Annotated in this window: 19 protein-coding genes and 1 tRNA gene; 6 read left to right on the forward strand and 14 right to left on the reverse strand. The window is 34.7% G+C overall.

Translation table 11 applies throughout. The features are described 5' to 3' along the window. Window positions 1-48: 48 nt before the first annotated feature. The gene (locus tag JR347_RS14430) at window positions 49-3,231 is read right to left on the reverse strand and encodes an FG-GAP-like repeat-containing protein (RefSeq protein WP_205721295.1); all 3,183 of its coding nucleotides are present in this window, start codon (window positions 3,229-3,231) and stop codon (window positions 49-51) included. 1 nt (window position 3,232) lies between these two features. Further along, on the reverse strand, window positions 3,233-4,942 hold the full coding sequence (locus JR347_RS14435) for a PorP/SprF family type IX secretion system membrane protein (RefSeq protein ID WP_205721296.1): 1,710 nt from the start codon (window positions 4,940-4,942) through the stop codon (window positions 3,233-3,235). A 158-nt stretch (window positions 4,943-5,100) separates the two neighbouring features. Here JR347_RS14435 and JR347_RS14440 point away from each other — a divergent pair, with 158 nt between their 5' ends. From JR347_RS14440 to JR347_RS14450, 3 genes are read left to right on the forward strand one after another with little or no spacing between them, the layout of a single operon-like run. Next, a complete protein-coding gene (locus tag JR347_RS14440; RefSeq protein WP_205721297.1) occupies window positions 5,101-5,886 on the forward strand; it encodes a porin family protein in 786 nt (261 codons plus the stop codon). A gap of 51 nt (window positions 5,887-5,937) precedes the next feature. Beyond that, window positions 5,938-7,254, forward strand: coding sequence for a tRNA (N(6)-L-threonylcarbamoyladenosine(37)-C(2))-methylthiotransferase MtaB (gene mtaB, locus JR347_RS14445; protein ID WP_205721298.1), 1,317 nt, complete (start codon window positions 5,938-5,940; stop codon window positions 7,252-7,254). Continuing rightward, window positions 7,254-7,703, forward strand: a complete 450-nt coding sequence (locus JR347_RS14450) for a peroxiredoxin (protein WP_205721299.1) — start codon at window positions 7,254-7,256, stop codon at window positions 7,701-7,703. The genes mtaB and JR347_RS14450 overlap by 1 nt, the downstream gene beginning before the upstream one ends. On the opposite strand, the gene JR347_RS14455 is transcribed toward JR347_RS14450, so the two are convergent. Beyond that, the gene (locus tag JR347_RS14455) at window positions 7,696-8,346 is read right to left on the reverse strand and encodes an ABC transporter ATP-binding protein (RefSeq protein ID WP_205721300.1); all 651 of its coding nucleotides are present in this window, start codon (window positions 8,344-8,346) and stop codon (window positions 7,696-7,698) included. The genes JR347_RS14450 and JR347_RS14455 overlap by 8 nt on opposite strands. A 114-nt stretch (window positions 8,347-8,460) precedes the next feature. On the opposite strand from JR347_RS14455, the gene sucC reads away from it, so the two are divergent. The 3 genes from sucC to JR347_RS14470 all read left to right on the forward strand — a co-directional run bounded on the left by sucC (window position 8,461) and on the right by JR347_RS14470 (window position 10,894). Further along, window positions 8,461-9,672: an ADP-forming succinate--CoA ligase subunit beta gene (gene sucC / locus JR347_RS14460; protein WP_205721301.1), complete on the forward strand. Its 1,212-nt coding sequence runs from the start codon at window positions 8,461-8,463 to the stop codon at window positions 9,670-9,672. Between the two features lie 139 nt (window positions 9,673-9,811). Then, window positions 9,812-9,885, forward strand: a tRNA-Arg gene (locus JR347_RS14465). 160 nt (window positions 9,886-10,045) lie between these two features. Then, the gene (locus JR347_RS14470) at window positions 10,046-10,894 is read left to right on the forward strand and encodes a DUF6089 family protein (protein WP_205721302.1); all 849 of its coding nucleotides are present in this window, start codon (window positions 10,046-10,048) and stop codon (window positions 10,892-10,894) included. Window positions 10,895-10,899: 5 nt separating this feature from the next. Here the strand turns inward: JR347_RS14470 and JR347_RS14475 are convergent, their stop codons facing one another. The 11 genes from JR347_RS14475 to wecB all read right to left on the reverse strand — a co-directional run bounded on the left by JR347_RS14475 (window position 10,900) and on the right by wecB (window position 21,766). Then, entirely contained in the window at window positions 10,900-12,693 is a 1,794-nt protein-coding gene (locus tag JR347_RS14475; protein ID WP_235689686.1) for a polysaccharide biosynthesis protein, read from the reverse strand. 68 nt (window positions 12,694-12,761) lie between these two features. After that, window positions 12,762-13,739, reverse strand: a complete 978-nt coding sequence (locus tag JR347_RS14480) for a Gfo/Idh/MocA family protein (RefSeq protein WP_317192603.1) — start codon at window positions 13,737-13,739, stop codon at window positions 12,762-12,764. After that, a complete protein-coding gene (locus JR347_RS14485; protein ID WP_205721304.1) occupies window positions 13,736-14,311 on the reverse strand; it encodes an acyltransferase in 576 nt (191 codons plus the stop codon). The genes JR347_RS14480 and JR347_RS14485 overlap by 4 nt, the downstream gene beginning before the upstream one ends. Next, complete coding sequence (locus tag JR347_RS14490) at window positions 14,304-15,440, reverse strand: DegT/DnrJ/EryC1/StrS family aminotransferase (protein WP_205721305.1); 1,137 nt, start codon at window positions 15,438-15,440, stop codon at window positions 14,304-14,306. Before JR347_RS14490 ends, JR347_RS14485 begins: the two co-directional genes overlap by 8 nt. A gap of 1 nt (window position 15,441) precedes the next feature. Continuing rightward, window positions 15,442-16,578 carry a DegT/DnrJ/EryC1/StrS family aminotransferase gene (locus JR347_RS14495; RefSeq protein ID WP_205721306.1) on the reverse strand — a complete coding sequence of 379 codons (1,137 nt, stop codon included), beginning with the start codon at window positions 16,576-16,578 and terminating at the stop codon, window positions 15,442-15,444. A 4-nt stretch (window positions 16,579-16,582) separates the two neighbouring features. Further along, a complete protein-coding gene (locus tag JR347_RS14500; RefSeq protein WP_205721307.1) occupies window positions 16,583-17,164 on the reverse strand; it encodes a sugar transferase in 582 nt (193 codons plus the stop codon). Between the two features lie 8 nt (window positions 17,165-17,172). After that, entirely contained in the window at window positions 17,173-17,820 is a 648-nt protein-coding gene (locus JR347_RS14505; protein ID WP_205721308.1) for a sugar transferase, read from the reverse strand. Further along, window positions 17,817-18,665, reverse strand: a complete 849-nt coding sequence (locus tag JR347_RS14510) for a sulfotransferase family protein (protein ID WP_205721309.1) — start codon at window positions 18,663-18,665, stop codon at window positions 17,817-17,819. Before JR347_RS14510 ends, JR347_RS14505 begins: the two co-directional genes overlap by 4 nt. Then, the gene (locus JR347_RS14515; RefSeq protein WP_205721310.1) at window positions 18,665-19,834 is read right to left on the reverse strand and encodes a glycosyltransferase family 4 protein; all 1,170 of its coding nucleotides are present in this window, start codon (window positions 19,832-19,834) and stop codon (window positions 18,665-18,667) included. The genes JR347_RS14510 and JR347_RS14515 overlap by 1 nt, the downstream gene beginning before the upstream one ends. A 52-nt stretch (window positions 19,835-19,886) precedes the next feature. Further along, a complete protein-coding gene (locus JR347_RS14520; protein ID WP_205721311.1) occupies window positions 19,887-20,684 on the reverse strand; it encodes a polysaccharide deacetylase family protein in 798 nt (265 codons plus the stop codon). Next, on the reverse strand, window positions 20,681-21,766 hold the full coding sequence (gene wecB / locus JR347_RS14525) for a non-hydrolyzing UDP-N-acetylglucosamine 2-epimerase (protein WP_205721312.1): 1,086 nt from the start codon (window positions 21,764-21,766) through the stop codon (window positions 20,681-20,683). Before wecB ends, JR347_RS14520 begins: the two co-directional genes overlap by 4 nt. Window positions 21,767-21,774 lie beyond the last annotated feature (8 nt).

Below are 21,774 nucleotides of genomic sequence, written 5' to 3' on the forward strand. Positions count from 1 at the left end.
CACGAAGACAACTCATACTTAATGCTGATTTTCAGCGATTTGTAACCATTATCTAACCAACATTACGGTACCCGTGTAAGGTTTTACAGCTGGGCAACTGAAAACGAAATAATATACACCTTCAGGTAATGGTGTTCCTTCGTAAGTACCGTCCCAATCGTTATTGTACCCTAATTTTCTAAAAACCAAGCTTCCTCTCTCATCAAAAACACTAATTGTGCACTCCGGATAATTTTCTGATCTTTCTATTCTCCATGTTGGATCATTGCTATTATCAGGATTAAATGCCGCTATATGTTCAACATCTATTTCTTCCGCAGATTGACCCACTATGATTTCTACAGTTGCTGTACCAATACATCCACCAGTTATAGCTCCCATTACTGTGTAAGTTATGTTTGATGTTGGAGTAGAAATAGGGTTGGCAACCGAAGGGTCTGATAAAAAATCAGTTGGCGACCAGCTATAACTGTCTGCTTCTGTAGCTAATAATTGTACTTCAGTACCGCGAGAGATGGTTATGGAACCCTGAGTATCATTGGCAAAAGCAAGAACAGCTGGCACTTCTCCCTGTACTATCGTTATCTGATCTGTCGATTCACAATCATTATTATCCAAAGCAACAACGCTATATGTGCCTGCTGTTGAGACAGAAATTACTTCAGTTGTTTCGCCATTGCCCCACGTTATAGAGCTAAATGTACCATCTGCTGTTAAATCAATTGTTTCACCTTCGCATATAGTGTTATCAGGTGCCGTTATATTAACAGGAACTGCGTCAACTACATTAATCGTATTTGTGGTATTGGAAGTACAGCCTGTTACTCCTGTATATTGAATGGATAAAGTAATATCATAACTACCCGAAGTGGTAAAAATTCGAATCGCATCAGTCGTATTTACCGGAGAACCATCACCAAAATCCCATGAATATACTACTGTAGCATTAGGGTCAACTGTAGATGTGTTTGTAAAAGTAGCGTCAATTCCCGTACAGATTGGAGTATTAAAATCAAAGGAAGCAACTGGTGCAGACAAAACAAGCACATTCACTTCGTTGGTAAATACCTCGCAGCTGGTACTATTCTCAGTGATTCTAACTTGATAAACACCACTTGTGTTAGCTGAAAAGGTTGGAGAAGAACCGCCCGCATCAGCACCATCCCTTAGCCACTGATAGGTAAATCCGGCTCTATTTTGCGTGGAAAGGGATACTGCAGAGCCCTGACAAACAGTTGTAGCACCTGAGGCACTCAAACTAAAACTAGGTGCAGTATTTATCAATACTTCCGTTGTGACTGAACTACTTAGACAGTCCCCAACTTTAACAGTAACTTCATAAAGGCCTGCATCTTCTAATGTCAGGTTAGAAATAACGGGATTCTGATCTGTTGATGTAAAGCCATTGGGCCCAACCCAACTGTATGTTGCACCTGCCTGATTATCTACAGAAAGAGTAACTGTAGACCCTGTACACGCAGGACCATCGTTTGTAGCTACTGGGTCAGTTGGTATTGTACCTGACCCGTCAGATACATTGATTGAGGCTGTATTTGTGCAACTACCACCTTCAGAAACAGCAGTTACTTCATAGGTTCCAAATGTAGTTATATCGATGCTGCTAGTGGACAAACCTAAATCACCTGAATTAAGCGTCCAACTATAAGTAGTGCCCGGTGAGTTTTGCGTCTCCAACGTTAAAGTTTGCCCCGCACAAATAGCCAAAGGTTGTTCATTTAAAATTGTTGGCTGAAAGCAATTAGAATTACGAATGATTTGTAGTGAAAAATTACCACTTGGAATTTCCAATGCAGTAAAAGCCAAATCAGGTTTAGCATCACCATCTAAATCACCGGTATACATATTTCTATTTGCATAAGGTGTAGTATTATTTATTGCAGTAAAATTCAATGAACCCTGATTTAATAATACAGAATATGACTCCTCTCCACGATCTGCTACAACTAAGTCTAAAAGGCCATCACCATTCATATCAGCTCCCCGTGCAACCCAAGGACCCGAGTTTGGCTTAGCTCCTGTTCCAACTGTAAATGCAGCAGCATTTGCATATGAAATCGTACCCGGTGAAGAAGTATTTTCATAGATTAAAACATTACTTTTAAGTGTTTCAGTTACAATTAATTCTTTAAAACCATCTCCATTGAGGTCCGCAGCAGTAACATTAATTATAGTTTCACCACCAGTTGTCAACTCAATAGGAGACCCAAAATTAAAGCCACCGCCTCCTAAATTTCGATATACGAAGAAGTTTGAAGCTTGATTTCTGGTCATCGCTAAATCTAAAAGTCCGTCATTATCTAAATCTTGTATTGATATACCACCACTGGTATCTTGAATATCAAGCTCAAAGATTAATGCGGTTTCAAATGAAATATTTCCAACAGTACTATTATTCTCAACTATATTAATAAGTCGTTGCTCTGCATTACCATTCGTAACTACAAGATCAGGCTTCCCATCTCCATTTAAATCACCATGCTCTACCTTAACGGCTTGATATGGGGATCCAGTTGGATCATTTGTTAAAAGATTAACAATAATTCTTCCTCCAAAAGATATATTACCAATGGTAGATAAATTACGAAACAAATATAACTGGTTCGTATTACTCCCTTCTCTCGACATATACAAATCTTGCTTGCCATCACCATCTAGATCAGTGCACCCAATGCTTGTTGCTGGAGTACTGATGTCAATTGTCGATAACTCAAATGAAATAGCACCTACATTACTGTTGTTACGTAATATATTCACAAAAGTGCCATTTCTTTGAGTAGACGCTAAGTCAACTTTACCGTCTCCATCAAAATCACAACCGCAAATATCAAAGTTTTCAGTTCCGTTATTTAAAAGAGCGATTTCTGGTTCAAGATCATTAACATCAAAACTTGCTCCCGAATAAGAGATGTAAAACAATTGTCTACTCACTCCACTTAAACCAGTACTCGTTCTGCTTACAGAAACAGGCGCATTTGGTGCAGCAGCTGGCGCCTCAACAACTATTGAAGTATTTGAAACGCTAACAATATTCTGAGCAAGAACACCTCCAAACCACACACGCACATCTGCGGCATTTGTTCCAAATCCAGATCCAGATATTACCACTTCACCTCCGGGATAAGTCGTTTCCGGATCAATATTGCTAACAGTTGGCTGTGCAATGGCGATAGTAGAAGTAATTATGAAAAATAATAAAAAAGTGTTTCGCATTTTATTGAACTGTTAGTACCCAAGCTTTTGAGAAAATTTGTTTTCTTCTCAGTTCATCTCGTTTAGCTCGAGCATCTTCTATAACATCTCCCTGATGAACATAAACATACCAATATCCCTCTTGAGTAATATATCCAAACTTCGATTGGTAACCTCTAAAGAATAAGTCATCAGAATACTTTTCTGCATGCTCATAACTACCAAATACGCCTACAATTACGTACTCTCCACTTTGTAATTCAAGCAGATGACCACCTCTCTTTACAACTACCCTATCCTCTGTAGTATATCTCTCAACAAGATTTTGCGCAGGGTTTACAGGTTTGTTCTCTTTTACTTTAGGTGTAGGTTTATTTTCAATAATAGGTTCTTGAATAGGCTTATCTTCTTCTCTCTGAACTTTTTCCTCTACAACTGTTTCCGTCATTGGTTTTTCTGGTTGTTTCTGAATTTCATCTTCCACTATTGGTTCAGTAACAGCCTTTTCATTATTCTTAGCTGCATTTTCTTTTGCTATTTGATTAGCCTTTTCTTGAGCTTCCTTTACTGCTTTTTCACGGGCTTCTCTCTCAGCCAGTTCCCTTGCCTCTCTTTCTTCAGCTGATTTTGCTTCGTTTTCAGCCCTTTCTTGTGCAAGCCTTTCTTCTTCTTTAGCTTTCTCTTCCGCTTCAAGCTGCCTACGTTGCTCTTCTAACTTACGCTGCTCTTCAAGTTGTTTTCTTCGTTCTTCTAAGGCTAATTGTCTTTTAGACTTTGGCTTCGGTAATTCAGAATCAACAAAAGAGTACACAAAACGGTCTTTCTTTTTACCCCCCAGCAATAAATTAAGCTGAATCTCATGCGTAGGACTGTTTATTTCATTATCGTCACTATTTTGAATACTATATGAATAACCCAAACCAAAAGTCTTATTAAACTTGAAGCCTGCAAGAGCAGAAATTCCAAAATCTTGTCTGTAAGATCCACCAAACCATACCGTATGATTCAATGTAATGATTCCTGTGCCCTCTATTAAAGGAGGCAGCACATCGCTATATCTATACAAAAGATAAGGTTCAAACATGTGTTTTTTCTTCTTGGAGAAGTAAAAACGATTACTAGCAAAGATTAGCAAATTCTCTAGCGGACTAATTTCTCCCTGACTAAATGATTCAGTTGTTACCAACTCATCACTAAAAATGTTAGGAATGGAAACCCCAAAATTGAAATATTTGGCTTGTAAGGATAAACCTGCATTACCAATAAGGAATAAATTATCTTCGGCTAACGGATCAATATCAATCAAAATATTTGGATCAACATTAGCCAGCACATCGGTATCTACTGTATTCGATGCTGCTCCAAACGAAGCCCCAAACCTCAATACGAATTTATCCGAGAGAGAAATTCCTACTGAATTAGACAAATATGCTGAAGTAGTATTTAAAGGCCCACGTTCTGCGTTGGTAATATTCAACCCAAAACCTATTTTATTTCCTATAGGTGTGTGAAAAGAGGCATTTGCTATTTTGGGAGCCCCTTCAATATCTAACCATTGCATTCTGTATGTTAAAAATAATGAAGGCCTACCATCAGTTCCTGCATAAGAGGGGTTTATAGTATATGGGTTCATGAAATAGTGTGAGAAATTACTATTATCTTGAGCAAGGCTGGTTTGAATGCTGAAGACCCAAAATATCGAACAGCACAATATAAGTAGTCTAAAAAACATTAAGACATTAGTTTAAAAAATGAATTTTGAAAATAACATTCGTCATTCATTACAAAACTGTCAAAAAAGAACTTAATTGCATGAACTTGAGACACATATCCGTTTGGAATATACTATTTTTTTAGTTTAAATTATATTTAAGCATTCGAATAATTTAGGTGAGCACTAGAATTTTTAAGCTTTTCGCACTGTTTTTTATCGCATTTAGTATTCAACTAAATGCTCAAAAATTTGACATCGGTTTACTCGCAGGTCCACAAGCTTACACTGTGTCTTTTGAAGATAAAGATGACAGAGATGAGTATGATTCTAAGATTAAACTGGGTTACCGAGCTGGAGCCTATATCTTGTTCCCGCTAGAAAATGATTTCGCATGGTCTGTCGAAGGATTTTTTTCGAGAAAAGGCCGAAACTTAGAAAGTAATTTTAACGGGCAAGATGTTGTCAATAACGCTTCTTACAATTTTATTGAACTCAATTTTTTACTTCGAAAAGAGTTTAATTTAACTCTCATTAAAGGATTAGAAGGTAAGTGGTTTTTGAATATAGGCCCGAATATCAATTATTGGTTAAGTGGCAAAGGTACCATAGATGCCACTGTAGATTTAGACTATAAAGTTAAGTTTGAGGATGGTCCAGGTGATTTCGAATATAACTACATAAGAGATGGCAATCGCTGGTTATTTGGAATTGATTTTGGAATTGGAATTGATAACCAGATAATTAAATCTCAAAAAGTGGAGGCTGAGCTGCGATTCACGTTAGGTCAAACATTCTTAGGAGCGAAAGATGGTTCAGTGCCTGTCAATGATTTTCAAGTTAATGACAACTTAAGGGCCAATTATCGTGTATTGGCATTAGTTATTAGATATGGTATTGGAGTTGACTTCAAAAATGCTCGAAAAGGTAAGAGTACGCTCAAGATAAAGAAAAGGAAGAGGTAATCTGCCGCAATAACACTCCGTTACATACAATTTTCTTAATTTTGCCACCCTATGAAAAAAGTGGCATTCTATACACTTGGTTGTAAACTTAATTTTTCAGAGACCTCTTCGATTTCAAGAATGTTTGAAGAAAGAGGCTATCTAAAGGTAGAGTTCTCAGATCAGCCAGATATTTTCATTATCAATACGTGTTCTGTTACAGAAAATGCAGATAAAAAGTGTCGCAAAGTGGTAAAAGAGGCACGAAAAATTTCACCTGATGCATATGTTGCAATCATCGGTTGCTACGCACAACTAAAACCAAAAGAAATATCTGAAATTCCTGGTGTAGATGCTGTATTAGGTGCCGCTGAAAAATTTCAACTCATAGATTTATTGGATGGTTTTATTAGAGAAAAACAAACTAAAATAATAGCTTCTGATGTAGAGGAAGCAAATATCTTCCATAAGTCATATTCTATTAATGACCGGACACGTACTTTTTTAAAAGTTCAAGATGGATGCGATTATAGCTGCACATTTTGCACCATACCCATGGCACGTGGAGGCAGTAGAAGTGACACCATTGAAAATGTTATTAAAAATGCCAATGATATTGTAGCAAGTGGGGTGAAAGAAATTGTTCTAACTGGCGTAAATACGGGCGATTTTGGCATCAGAGATGGAAAAAGACAAGACCGATTCATTGATTTAGTTAAAGAATTAGATAAAGTCGATGGGTTAGAGAGAATCCGTATTTCATCTATTGAACCAAATCTACTCACAGATGAAATTATCGAGTTTGTAGCTCAATCAAATAAATTTGTTCCGCACTTTCACATACCACTCCAATCAGGTTCAGATAATCTTCTGAAGAAAATGAAAAGAAGGTATCTAACAGAATTATATACGTCCAGAATTACCAAAATAAAAGAACTGATGCCAGATTGTTGTATTGGTGTAGATGTAATAGTAGGTTTTCCAGGAGAATCTGACGAAGAGTTTCAATTAACTTATAAGTACTTAAATGAACTGGATATCTCTTATTTGCATGTCTTCTCATACTCTGAAAGAGCAAATACATCGGCTACTGAGATGGCTGGTATTGTACCTATGAAAAAACGTAATGAAAGATCGAAAATGCTTCGTAATCTTTCTGATAAAAAAAGAAGATTCTTTTACGAGTCACAACTTGGTAAGCAACGTGAAGTGTTATTTGAGGAAGACATTGAAAATGGTCAGATTCACGGTTATACTGACAATTATATTCGAATTAGCGCAAAATATGACCCAATTTTAATTAATGAAACAAAGGTTATTAAACTTGATCATATTTTAGCTGACGGAACAGTTCATATTTCAGAACCTGAAGAAATACTAGTTCACTAATGGCGCTTAAATTAGGTAGCAAAGCCCCCAGGTTCTCTCTTCCTTCGAGTAATGGAAGTGTATTCAAGTTAGAAGATCAAAAAGGTAGCCCCTTAGTATTATATTTTTATCCGAAGAATTTTACTCCAGGGTGTACGAAAGAAGCATGTTCTTTTAGAGACCATCACGATGAATTACAAGAATTAGATGTGAAAGTGGTAGGAATCAGTAGGGATTCAGTGTCAAGTCACAAAAAATTTAAAGAGAAACACAATCTTAATTTTGAGTTACTTTCTGATCAAAGTGGTGATGTTTGTAAACTCTATGATGCACTCATACCCGTATTGAACATCCCTAAAAGAATAACATATTTGTTAGATTCGGACTTAAAAATTCAATATGCTTTTGATAGTCTTTTTGGGTATAAAGCACATATTGAAAATGCCATTAAGGCATTGAAAACTAAATAAAGATACCATCTTGCATTTCTAACTTTCTATCTGCCATTTGAGCAAGGGAATTGTTATGAGTAACAATTACAAAAGTTTGATTTAACTCCTCCCGCAGCTTAAAGAACAAATCATGCAACTGTTCGGCATTTTTCGAATCTAGATTTCCGCTTGGCTCATCAGCAAAAATTATAGACGGGTTGTTAATTAAAGCACGAGCAACCGATACGCGTTGTTGCTCTCCTCCACTTAATTCCGATGGTTTATGCTTAGCTCTACCTCCTACTCCCAACTTTTCCAATAGTTCACTTGCTCTCTTTTCAGCACCTTTTAGTGATTCACCTTTAATTAATGCCGGAATACAAACATTCTCGAGCGCATTAAATTCAGGAAGTAGGTTATGAAATTGAAATATAAACCCAATGTGCGTATTTCTAAAATTGGCCTTTTTTGTTGAGTTCAGCTTTAATACATTTTCATCATTAATTGTTACAATCCCTTTATCTGGAATATCCAAAGTGCCCAAAATATGAAGTAAAGTGCTTTTGCCTGCTCCGGAAGCCCCAGTAATTGAAACTACTTCATTTCTCTTCACTTCAAAATCGACTCCTTTCAAAACCTCAAGATCTCCGTAAGACTTATGAATATCTTTTGCTACCAGCATATGAATACTTCAAAATAACGATGAAGCTCAAACTTACTAAAAGCCACTATTAATCCGTCTCAATTCTTGAAATATAAGGCCAAAAGAACTACTTTCGTGCAAAAATTTTAAGGCATGAACATACACGAATATCAAGCTAAAGACATACTAAAAAATTACGGTGTAAATATCCAAAGAGGCATCGTGGCAGATAATCCTGAAAAGGCACTAGCAGCTGCTAAGGAATTGAATAAAGAGACTGGTACTAGCTGGTATGTATTAAAGGCTCAAATACATGCAGGTGGTCGTGGAAAAGGAAAGATTAAAGAAACAGGATCAAATGGTGTTGTTCTTGCCAAATCAATTGATGAAGTTGCCCCTAAGGCGAAAGACATCATTAATGGTACTTTGGTTACCCATCAAACTGGTGAAGAAGGTAAGAAAGTAAACAAGCTTTTAATTGCTGAAGATGTATACTACCCGGGAGACTCAGAACCGAAAGAATATTATATGAGTATTTTGCTTGATAGAGCAAAGGGATGCAACGTAATCATGGCTTCTACTGAGGGCGGAATGGACATTGAAGAGGTTGCAGCAAATACTCCAGAAAAAATTATTAAAGAATGGATCGATCCTTCTGTTGGATTACAGTCATTCCAGGCAAGAAAGGTAGCTTTTGCATTAGGGTTGGAAGGTAATGCTTTTAAAGAAATGGTAAAGTTTATTCATTCCTTATACAAAGCATATGAAGCAACAGATTCTTCAATGTTTGAAATTAATCCTGTGCTGAAAACTTCAGATGATAAAATTCTAGCAGTTGATGCAAAAGTAAACTTAGATGATAATGCTTTATTTAGACATAAGGATCTTGTAGAGCTAAGAGATATAAGTGAAGAAGATCCGGCAGAAGTAGAAGCTGGAAAGTCTGGCTTGAGTTATGTGAAGTTAGATGGCAACGTTGGGTGTATGGTAAACGGAGCTGGTTTGGCCATGGCAACAATGGATATCATTAAACTTTCAGGTGGTGAGCCTGCTAACTTTCTTGATGTAGGTGGTGGTGCCAATGCTGAAACTGTAGAAGCCGGGTTTAGAATCATTTTAAAAGATACTAGTGTTAAAGCTATACTAATTAACATATTTGGTGGTATTGTTAGATGTGATAGAGTTGCGAATGGTGTTGTTGAAGCCTACAAGAAAATAGGCAATATTGATATTCCAATTATTGTAAGACTTCAAGGTACTAATGCAGAAGAAGGTGCTAAAATCATTGAAGAGTCAGGGCTGAAGGTTGCATCAGCCATATTATTGAAAGATGCCGCTTCAAAAGTAAGTGAAGTATTAAAATAAGTTTAAATAGCATCCGTAGTTCAACTGGATACCTGCCTGTCGGCAGACAGGGAATACCAGATTTCGGCTCTGGAGGTTGAGGGTTCCCCGCCTGAATGCCGAAAATAAGAGTATATTAGAATTGATAAATTCTAATTCTGCGTCTGTAGTTCAACTGGATAGAATACCAGATTTCGGCTCTGGGGGTTGAGGGTTCGAATCCTTCCAGGCGCACATTGTAATCGGCAGGCAGGGAATCCTTCCGGGTGCACAAACCGCTTTATTTAAGCGGTTTTTTTGTTTATGGGATTTAAAAAGGTCTTTTAGGCCTATATTTGAATATAAATTTTAGGAAAAGATACAAAATTCGTATCTTGAAACTGATTTATAGCATATGAGGTTAAATTTTATTATAGGGTTATTCTTATTGGGTTTTTCTTCTGACTTAGTAGGACAGAGTTTTTTTAACTATAGGAGAGGTAGAGATTTCATTGCCAGTGTAGGCTCTGGTACATCTACATATTTTGGTGATTTGAAAGATGATGGTGAGTATTTTGATTTTAAACCTCACTTAAATGTTGGACTTTCCTACTTCTTTAACGGTAATTTTGGAGCTCGCGCTGAAATACAGTGGTTTCAACTTGAGGGAAGTGATAAGAATTCATCAGATGAGAATAAAATTGAAAGGAATTTATCATTTCAATCAAATAACTTTGAATTCAATGTGGTTGGAATATATCAGGCATTCACTAGTAATGGAAGTAGGTACTATCAAAGACCAAGTTTCAATCTGTATGGATTTGCAGGATTAGGTTTGCTGTATTTTAATCCAACAGCTGAGCTGGATGGAAAAAAGTATGCTCTTCAGCCAATAGCTACCGAGGGAGTGAGCTATAGTAGAGTTACTTTAGTAATACCATACGGATTGGGCGTTAGAATTAAGGTTAACCCTTTTTGGAATTTAGCAATAGAAGGAGGTTTTAGACAAACTTTTACTGACTACATTGATGATGTTAGTACCAATTATATTGATAATTCATCCTTTAGGGATCCAGTAGATGCGGCTTTAGCCGATAGAAATCTAAGCGGTACACCAAGAGAGGCAGGAAGAATTAGAGGCAATTCTGAAAAAAATGATAATTATTTTTTAATGAATATTAAAGTTGAGTTCTATTTACCTGCTGACTTATTAAGTAGTGCTAAATTGAAATCAGGAAGACCCGGAAAAAGAAGGAAAAGATGATATTCTTATTTGTCTAATACTTGATAAATAGAACTATTACTTTTGTATTCAGGCACTAGTTTTTTCATCATAGATACCATATTGAATTCTTCATTTCTGTTAGAAAAGTAAAGCAATTGATCGATATCTTTGCTAATGGATTCATGATTAGGAACATTCGTACTAGCTATCATTATTTTAGGATGATGAGTAGGTAAATTATTCTCACCTTTAATAAGTAATTCTTCAAATAATTTCTCTCCATTTCTTAGACCAGTATAAACTATATCAATATCCTTAAATGGCTCAAAGCCTGATAGTTTTATCATTTTTTTAGCCAAGTCCACAATTTTTACAGATTCTCCCATATCAAAAATAAATATCTCACCCCCTTTCCCCATACATCCCGCTTCTAAAATCAACTCACAAGCTTCACTAATTGTCATAAAATACCTCGTAATTTCTGGATGTGTTACTGTTATAGGGCCTCCCTTTTTAATTTGTTTTTTAAAAAAAGGTATTACCGAACCATTGGATCCTAATACGTTCCCAAATCTTGTTGTTATAAATGCTGTAGAATGATGTGCATCCAATGACTGAACATACATTTCGGCTATTCTTTTAGAAGCTCCCATAATATTTGTTGGATTAACAGCCTTATCAGTTGATACCATCACAAATCTCTCCACGTTATATTTTATTGAGAGTTTCGCAACAGTTTGTGTTCCAAATACATTACAAATAATTGCCTCAAAAGGATTATTCTCCATTAATGGGACATGTTTATAAGCAGCTGTATGGTAAACTATTTCCGGGTTATATGTTTCAAAAATTGCAGAAATCCGTAGTTCATTTGTGATATCTGCGATGTGATAAGAAATGATATCAGAGTTCAGCTCGTTAATTAATTCAAATAAATCGGATTCCGCCTGATCTATAATTATTAATTTTTTAGGATTATATGCCAATAATTGGCGCACTAACTCACTTCCAATTGAACCAGCTCCTCCAGTAATACAAATCACTTTGTTTTTTAATTGATCAATAAGATCTTGATTATTTAAACTAATAGAATCTCTCTCTAATAATTCATTTATGTCAATTTCTCTAATTTGATTTATACTCAGCTCACCTTTAACCCAAGAATTTAAATCTGGAACTTTTCGAACTTTTATATCATTAACTAGACATTTATCAACAATCTCATTTTTGCGTTTTATTGAAATATTATTGATGGCGATAATGAGTTCTTTAATATTATATTTTTCCTTTATCTCATTTAAACTAGCGAAGGAATATATAATTGATCCATTTATTTCTTTCCCTACCTTTGTGGCATCATCTTCGAAAAAAGCAGCTATTTTGTACTCCGATTTTTGGTCATCATCCACCAGATGTTTAGTAATAAGACCCATCTGACCTGCACCATAAATAGCAATGCTAGTTTTTCTCTTTATTGTAGCTCCATAGTATATAAATACACTTTTGATTAGGAGTCTATAAGAAAACATGAATAGGAAAGACGCCAAAAAGGAAATGAAAATGACGGAATTTGGAATATAATTATACTCAAAAAAATAAAAGTATATTAAATTTGAAAATGTCGTCAGTAAGAGGGTGATAAAAAGTGACTTTAACAATCTAATACCATCTATTATACCCGTGTATCTAATTATACCAGCATAACTTTTGGTTATTGTAATTGTAATTAATGCAAATAGTGTATTTACAATAATTCCAGGTACATAATTAAATTCTTGAAGCTCATTAAACTCAAAATTAAACCTTAGCAAAAAACCCAAAAATGTAGATATAGACACAATGATGATGTCTAATGAAATTATCAACCATCGCGGTTGAATTTTTATCTGACTTATGAATTTTTTGATCACTTTTTTAACTTAAATGGGTGCGTTGTTAATTTGAATTTTGCCATTTCATGATAATCATTTATCAGCCCAATAGGAGTAAAGTTTCTAATTTCATGAGTTAACTCTACTGCCTTTCTAGCCTCATTTATTCCAAAACCCTCATTTTCTAATATTTTAGAATAGCTCACAGTATGTAATTCTGTAAACCCTTGGCTAAATTCGATACTTTCACCGTCAATAGTCAAAGTTCTAAATGTCTTTAAATTCTTATCGATTGCCTGACTTGGTAAATGTTCACTATTTATGCTTAAGAACCATTTGACTCTTGCTCTTTTAAATTCTAGAAATCCAGCTGCCCTATCATGTGAATGGACATGTACTTTACAGTCTTCAATATCACCAAAAATCCATCCTAAAATATCAAAAAAGTGAATGCCTATGTTTGTGGCAATTCCTCCAGATTTAGACTCCTCACCCTTCCAACTTGTATAATACCAATTTCCACGAGAGGTTATGTAGGTAAGAGTAACATCAAATTTATCCTTTCCTGACTTATTCACATTTTCTTTCAGTGCAATCATAGATGGATGATGTCTTAATTGTAAAATATTGAATATCCTTTTCCCGGATTCATTCTCAATTTCTTCAAGTGCATCTAAATTCCATGGATTTAGTACAAGAGGTTTTTCACAAATTACATTTGCACCATTTCTAAGCCCAAATCTTATATGAGAATCATGTAGGTAGTTCGGTGAACAAACGGTTAAATAATCAATTAAAACATTGTTCCTCCTTAATTTGTCTAAATGCCGATCAAATCTTTCAAATTCAGTGAAAAAATCAGAATTAGGAAAATAACTGTCTATAACCCCAACGCTATCAAAAACATCTAATGACGCAACAAGATTATTTTTAGTTTCTCTTATCGCCTTAAAGTGTCTTGGTGCTATATAACCTGCGGCTCCGATTAAGGCAAAGTTTTTCATTTCACTCATATTTTATTTACAGCATTATCTTTTAATATATATTCATCACCGGATTCAGGACAGAATGATTTGTTGTCATTATCAAATATAAGTTTATGACCATACTGACTCATCCAACCACTTTGTTTGGCTGGATTGCCAATTACTAACGCATAAGAAGGCACATCTTTTGTAACAACTGCACCAGCACCAATAAAGCAATATTCACCTAATGTTACCCCACAAACAATTGTAGCATTGGCACCAATCGATACTCCTTTCTTTACCCATGTTCTTAAAAATTCCCGCCTTCTGTTAACTGCACTTCTTGGATTAACAACATTAGTAAAAACCATAGATGGGCCCAGAAATACATCATCCTCGCATATCACCCCTGTATATACTGATACGTTATTCTGAATTTTAACATTATTGCCTAGAATAACATCTGGTGATACTACCACATTTTGACCGATGTTACAATTCATTCCGATAGTACAGTTAGACATAATATGAGAAAAGTGCCATATTTTAGTTCCCTCTCCTATTTGACAAGGCTCATCAATAATGGCGGTTTCATGATGGAAAAAATTACTATCCATTAATTTGAGTTAAAATCTTTATAAAATTTTCAATAATATACTTCTGTTCTTCTTCTACCATTTCAGTATGTATGGGTAAAGATAACACAGTAGCTGATAGTCTTTCAGTAACGGGAAAGGTACCATTACCTTTATCTTCTTGTATATATGCTCTTTGAAGGTGAAGTGGAATTGGGTAATAAATCATTGTTGGAATACCCGCCTCAGCGAGTTTCTTTTTTATCAAGTCTCTGTTCTTTTCAATTCTTATAGTGTACTGATGAAAGACATGCGTAGAATGTTCTGACCTAAAAGGAATACTTATTCCATCAATATCACAAAATTCTTCATCATATTTATTTGCTACTTCTTGACGTTTCTTTATATAATCATCAAGATACTTAAGCTTAACATCTAATATAGCAGCTTGAAGGGTATCCAATCTTGAATTACACCCAATGATATCATGATGATATTTTTTCTTCTGACCATGATTTGCGATTAGTTTACATTTTTCTGCAAGTTCTTTATTATTTGTGAGAAGAGCTCCGCCATCTCCAAAACAACCTAAATTCTTTGAAGGAAAAAAAGAGGTGGTCCCAATATCACCAATTGTTCCTGCCTTTTGATTTTCTTTATATTTAGATATAAAATCAGCTCCAATAGCTTGGGCAGCATCTTCAATGACGGCAATTTTATTTGCACTGGCAAATGACATTATAGGTTGCATATTTGCGCATTGACCATAAAGATGAACTGGTACAATCGCCTTTGTTTTTGAGGTTAAGACTTTATTTAAATAATTAACATTTAGAGTAAAGTCATCTTCATTAACATCTACAAATACAGGTTTCAACTTAAGAAGTGCTATTGCTTCTGCAGTTGCTACATAAGTATGTACCGGAACAATTACTTCATCACCAGGCTTAAGGTCAAGAGCCATCAAAGCTATTTGAATTGCGTCTGTACCATTACCACAAGGAATGACATGCTTTACATTTAGGTATTCTGCCAAATTAGCAGCAAACTGGCTTACCTGATATCCATTTATATAGCTTGCAGAATCCAAAACTTCTTGAATGGCAGAATCTATTTCAGTCTTTATACCATTGTATTGACTAATTAAGTCAACCATTTGAATTTTCTTCATTCTATTTACCTAATTTCTTTTTTATAAGACATAGCACTCTATCAAGCTGTTCACCTGTCATGTTAGAACCAGAAGGTAAACATAAACCTTGATCAAAAAGTCGCTCTGAAAGACTATTTCCATAGTATGGACAGTCTTTAAATATCGGCTGCAAATGCATAGGCTTCCATAAGGGTCTGGTCTCAATATTTTCTATTTCACATGCTAGACGTAAATCTTCTCTAGAAAGGCCTTTCGTTTTCGCTGGATCAACAAGTATTGTTGTAAGCCAACGGTTAGAAAAAAAATCAGGATTGGGTTCATCTAAAAATGAAATTCCATCAATATCACTTAATTCATTTTTATATGATTCGAATATACTTCTTCTTTTAATGATCCATTCTGGCAATACTAACATTTGACCCCTTCCTATGCCTGCACTTACATTGCTCATTCTGTAATTATAACCAATTTGACTATGCTCATAATGGGCAGCACTATCTCTTGCTTGTGTAGCTAAAAAACGAGCCTTGCTCACATATTGATCATTATTTGATACCAAAGCTCCACCACCAGAAGTTGTAATTATTTTATTTCCGTTAAATGAAAAAACTCCAATGTCACCAAAAGTACCTAATTTCTTTCCTTTATATTCTGAACCAAGTGCCTCAGCGGCATCTTCAATTACTGGAATTTCATATTCGTTAGCAATAGCTTTAATTTCTTCAATTTTAGAAGGCATACCATACAAATGTACCGGAATAATTGCCTTTAACTTTTTTCCTTTATTAAGACGATCATTTATCGCTTCCTCCAAAAATTCAGGTGACATATTCCACGTATCAGACTCACTTTCTATCAAAACAGGATTCGCTTTTTGATATACTATTGGATTAATGGTAGCCGAGAATGTAAAACTTGATGCCAGTACCTCATCTCCCTCTTCCACTCCTAGCATAATCAGGGCTAAATGAATTGCAGATGTGCCAGATGTTAATGCGGCACAATTTTTAATACCTGTATACTTACAAATGTCACCTTCAAAGCCATCAACATTTGGTCCTAATGGAGCAACCCAGTTTTCTGAGAAAGCTTTTTTTATAAATACAATTTCCTCTTTTCCCAGATGTGGAGATGATAGGTAAATTCTTTCATTCATATATTTAATTATTCCCTGTAAATTTTTGAAAATTCAAACCCGCCTCCTTTGGTCTACTAATGAGTCTATAAAGTGTCATTAACAAAATTTTTAAATCAAGCCAAAAAGACTGATTATTGACATAATAAATGTCCAATTCAAATTTTTTGCGCCAACTTATCTTATCCCTCCCGTTTACCTGTGCCCATCCTGTAATGCCTGGAAGAATATCATGCCTTCTCATTTGAATATTATTATATAAATCTAGATATTCTATCAATAATGGTCGTGGCCCTATAAAAGTCATATGTCCAGCAAAAATATTAAGTACCTGTGGCACTTCATCCAATGAACTTTTTCTAAGAATTTTGCCAATTTTAGTTACTCTCGTTTTTTCATCCTTATTTTCTATATTCTCTACGTCATGCATAGATTTAAATTTATATATCTGAAATGGTTGTCCTAATTTTCCAGCTCTGAATTGACGAAATAAGGGATTACCCTGCCAATACATCAACAAAATCATGTATAAAGGCATGAATAGTGTAACAAAAATTAAACTTGCTAAAGTATAATCAAAGATCCTTTTGATAACTCTTCTATACATTTTAGACTTTAAACAATAGAATATTCAAACTCTGCTTCTCTTTTATTTTTATAAATATCTATACCTAGTATGGTGACAAAAATATAATAGATGTCCCTTAAAAGGGAGTAATTAGTTACATACTCTCTATTAAGCTCAACTTTTTTAGGCCAAATAATGCTGTCATTAAATACATCAGGGTTTTCATGATTACTCAACAACCCTTCTTCAAACCTAAAAAATAATGATGCTGGACCTGTTATACCAGGCCTTATATTTAGTATTTCCCTGTCCCGCCCTTCGAGTTTATCCGCATAACCGGGAATATCTGGTCGTGGTCCAACAAAACTCATATCGCCTTTAAGGACGTTGATCAATTGAGGCAATTCATCCAATTTGAGTTTTCTGAATACCTTTCCAAATCGTGAGATGCGTGGGTCATTTGCAGTGGTAATAGAGGTCTTGATCTCAGGAATATTTCGCATAGTTCGTAACTTGATTATTCTCACAATTCGACCATGTATGCCTATTCTTTCCTGAATAAAGAAACCAGATAGTTTAGTATCAAACGCTGCAATGATGTAAAGGAACATAATAAGCCAACCAAACAACAAAAGTCCAATTAAGGAAAATGTAATATCAAATAGCCTTTTAACAATCCTTTGTGCCGGACTCATAAAAAGTGTTTTTTAATTATTGGATCAACTATTTCCCTGATTTTTTGCTGTGAATCAATTGTTAATTCCTTATTTCCTTTACTCAAACTATTAGTTGATACACAATCACATGCGCTTACTAAATCAACATACGATATATTAAGTTCCATGAATTCAATTATGCGTTTAACTTCAGAAATTGGTTCTGAAACTAAATTTTCATAATAAACTTTAATATACTTATCTGATCCAAGATTTTCTAAATCTGTTATAGACTTTTCAACACATCTACTCCATTGCAAAGCACAAACTTCCTCGAGACTTCTTGAGGACAAATCAGCGGCCATGTCCTTATATTTTGGACCCCAAAATGCTAATGACTTGCTCTTAGAAAATACTTTTTTCAATCTATTTGTAAAATAATTAAATGCATAATATGGTATATCTATCTTAGGTATCCATTTTGCTTTTTTATAAATATAAGGGATATCTAGTGGTGCTTTCCATCTTTTCAATGCTGAAGCTGTGACATCAAGACCATTTCTAAGCAATAGAATATACTTTCCTTCAGGAAATATCTCATTGATAAAAGGCACCCTAAGACTATTGGCGCATGTCTTTTCAACTAAAATTGACGCATTATTGGAAGAGCTGAACTTTTCAAATTCATTTTGTAAATATTTCTTTACTTCAGGTCTCGCATGTTCTACACCCAACTCATCTGTGACTGTTTTTTTATTGCCGTGTTTCCAGATATAATTTATTTCATCACATGGCCAGGTCACAACACCTTCAAAATGGCAAAGTATGTCTCTCAGTAAATTAGTACCTGAACGACCTGCTCCAATAATAAAAACATTCTTCACTAAACTAGTCTCTTTAACTCTTTCATTAATCTGCTTCCCAATATTTCAAAAGTATGGCCTTTAGAAATATAATGCCTAGCTCTAATTGACATTTCATTTCTTTGCTCAATTGTCATAGACACTATTTCCTTAATCCCATCTGCCATTTCTTCTGCGTTTTCAGGACGCACAGATACACCAGCCCTTGCTTCCGATATTGGATTGTTAAAAGCTCTGACTCCGAATACAACAGGCTTGCCTATTGCCATATAATCATAAATTTTATTTAAACTAATACCATACTCATAAAGATCTGTATCCTTTAATGAAGCAATAAGAATATCAGCATCAGAAATCACATTAAAAACTTCTTTTTTAGGAACTGGTTCATGAAAATAAATATGATTTAGATTTTTCCTTTTGGCCAAGTCTAAAAGGTCGGCCTTTTCCATTCCATTTCCATAAATATGGAATTCCAGCCCACTATTTTTCAATATATCAGCAGTGTTAATAATCGATTCCATAGCGTTGGCTTTTGACAAGGCACCTGCATAAACTATTTTTTTAACTTCTGAATTGGTATTTAATGAAACATCTAATATATCGGACTCTACACCATTTGGAAGCCAAAAAAACTTTTTCTTAAGGTTTAAGTCTAGTTTATCTAGGTAGTTTGGTATACCGGGTAATAGTCCTGCAATCCTATCAGCTTTATGAAGACAAAATAATTCTAACTTATAAAACAATTTAATAAGTATATGTCCTTGTTTTTCAGGGTGAAATTTAACTATTGTCTCAGGCCATAAATCTCTTATTTCCAATATAAATGGTCTTCTTTTTAATTTGGACAAAATAGAAGCAAAGAACGCAGGGACTAAAGTAGGAGTAGAAGCCATAATGACATCTGGTGATCCAAATTTTCTACTAAAAAGACATAAAAAGAACGTAGAGAAAGAAAACAAAAACATACTTAACACACGCAGTAAACCATCATTTTTTTTATATTTCAAAGTTCTTATCCAAATAAAATTCACCCCATCAATTTCCTCTTTTTTAAAAATTTTAAAAAAACCAAATTTTTGAGTTTCTTCTAATTTTTTATGATTGAAACTTGAGGTAAAAATATTTAGTCTTACCCCATTTTTAAATAGCTCTTTGCCCATCCCATAATGACGTGTACCTGCATTCATTGATGGCGAATAAGTATGTTGACTTATTAACCAAACATTGCTCAATTTCCTCTTATCCTTGACCATTTAGCTCCGTAATTGCCTCTTCAAAATTCACAAACACATGACCATCCTTTACTAAACAGGTTATTAAATCCTTGTACCAATAATAAAATTTAGGGTACCCTTCATTAAAATATATATCATGGAAATTAATGACGAAAAAGGGTAAATCATTTTTTTGAGCCTTTGTTAATTTCATAATTGTATAATCCAACATATTCCTATATCCGCTGCTTTTTTCAAACTCTTTCAATTCCCTTCCATCCATAGATTGAATAGGGAACTCCCAAAGCTCTCCTATTTTATAGGGTGGCTTTAATCCATAGTCTGTCGAATCATACAAATATCCATATTTAGCCATTAGCGATAATGTCCTATCATTTAACCTCAAATAGTGATTCCTAATACCATGTGGATCATTACCTGTTAACTTAAAAAAGTTTCTTTTTTCAAGTTCAAACTCCTCAACCTTGTCAACTGCTTGTCCATGCAGTCCTACATGGAACCCTCGAGCATTTAGCATTTTAATATACGGAAGAGTTCTTTTATAGTGATAAGACAAATTCAAACCCTTTCTCATACCAAAGAAAAATGTAGCTTTTACATTGTACTTCGAATTGAAATCAGCTAATGATTCTAACTGATTAAGAGTTTCATTGAAGTTGAGCCTTCTTTTAACTTCAGAAAAAGTAATAGAATTTTTACTCCATTCTAGTAGTGTTCTTCTTATCAATCCTGGAATAAATGTATCCTTCCAATGTTCACTCCAGTAAAGGTGATCAACATCATGAGAAACAATTATTTTCATTTAAGGACACTTTCCAAGTTATCAATTATTCTTTCAGCAGTTTTACCATCCCAAAGCTCAGGTATCCCTCCTTTTTTCCATTTCCCTGATTTCAGCCTATCTAATAAAACAATAATTTTATTGGTATCAGTACCAGCTAATTCATTCGTTCCAACATCACAAGTTTCAGGCCTTTCTGTGGAATTTCTTAATGTTATACAAGGTATTCCCAATACTGTAGCTTCTTCGGTAATTCCACCTGAATCCGTAATTACAGCCATTGCGTTTTTTACCAAATAATTAAATTCTAGATAACCTAATGGTCTGGAAATAATTAAGTTATCACTATTAATATTTAATTCATCCAGTACTTTTTTAGTTCTTGGATGAACTGGAAATATAATTTTGGTTGACTCCAGGTGATTAATAATAAGTTCAATCAGTAATTTAAATTGACTACCGTCATCGACATTAGAAGGGCGGTGCATTGTTAGGACAACATACTTTTTATTTTTCAATCCCTCATTTTTCCAAATTGCAGGTTGTTTCAGCTTTTCCAAATTTGACAACAGCGTATCGATCATTGTATTTCCTACAAAAAAAACTCGCTCCTTGCTAACCCCTGATTTGGATAAATTTTCATTTGCTATTCTGGATGTAGTGAAAAAATAATCAGAGATGCTATCTGTTACCATTCTATTTATTTCCTCCGGCATTGTCATATCTCCTGAACGTATTCCACCTTCTACATGCGCTACTTTTATGTTTAACTTCTTAGCCACAATAGTGCATGCAAGTGTTGAGGTTACATCCCCTACTACAATAACACAATCAATAAATAATTCGCTATTCGTAATATATTTCTCAAAACCAATCATGATTGCCGCGGTCTGTTCAGCTTGACTACCTCCACCAGCTCCTAGGTTAACATTTGGTTCTGGTATTCCTAATTCATCAAAAAACTGATTGCTCATTTCTTTATCGTAATGTTGACCAGTATGAATCAAAGAATATCCCACTCCTGCTCTCTTTTTAATCTCCTTAATAATTGGAGCTACCTTCATAAAATTTGGGCGTGCCCCTGCTACAATTACTAAATGCATTTCCCTTT

The sequence above is a fragment of the Fulvivirga lutea genome, from assembly GCF_017068455.1.
Taxonomy (GTDB): Bacteria; Bacteroidota; Bacteroidia; order Cytophagales; family Cyclobacteriaceae; genus Fulvivirga; species Fulvivirga lutea.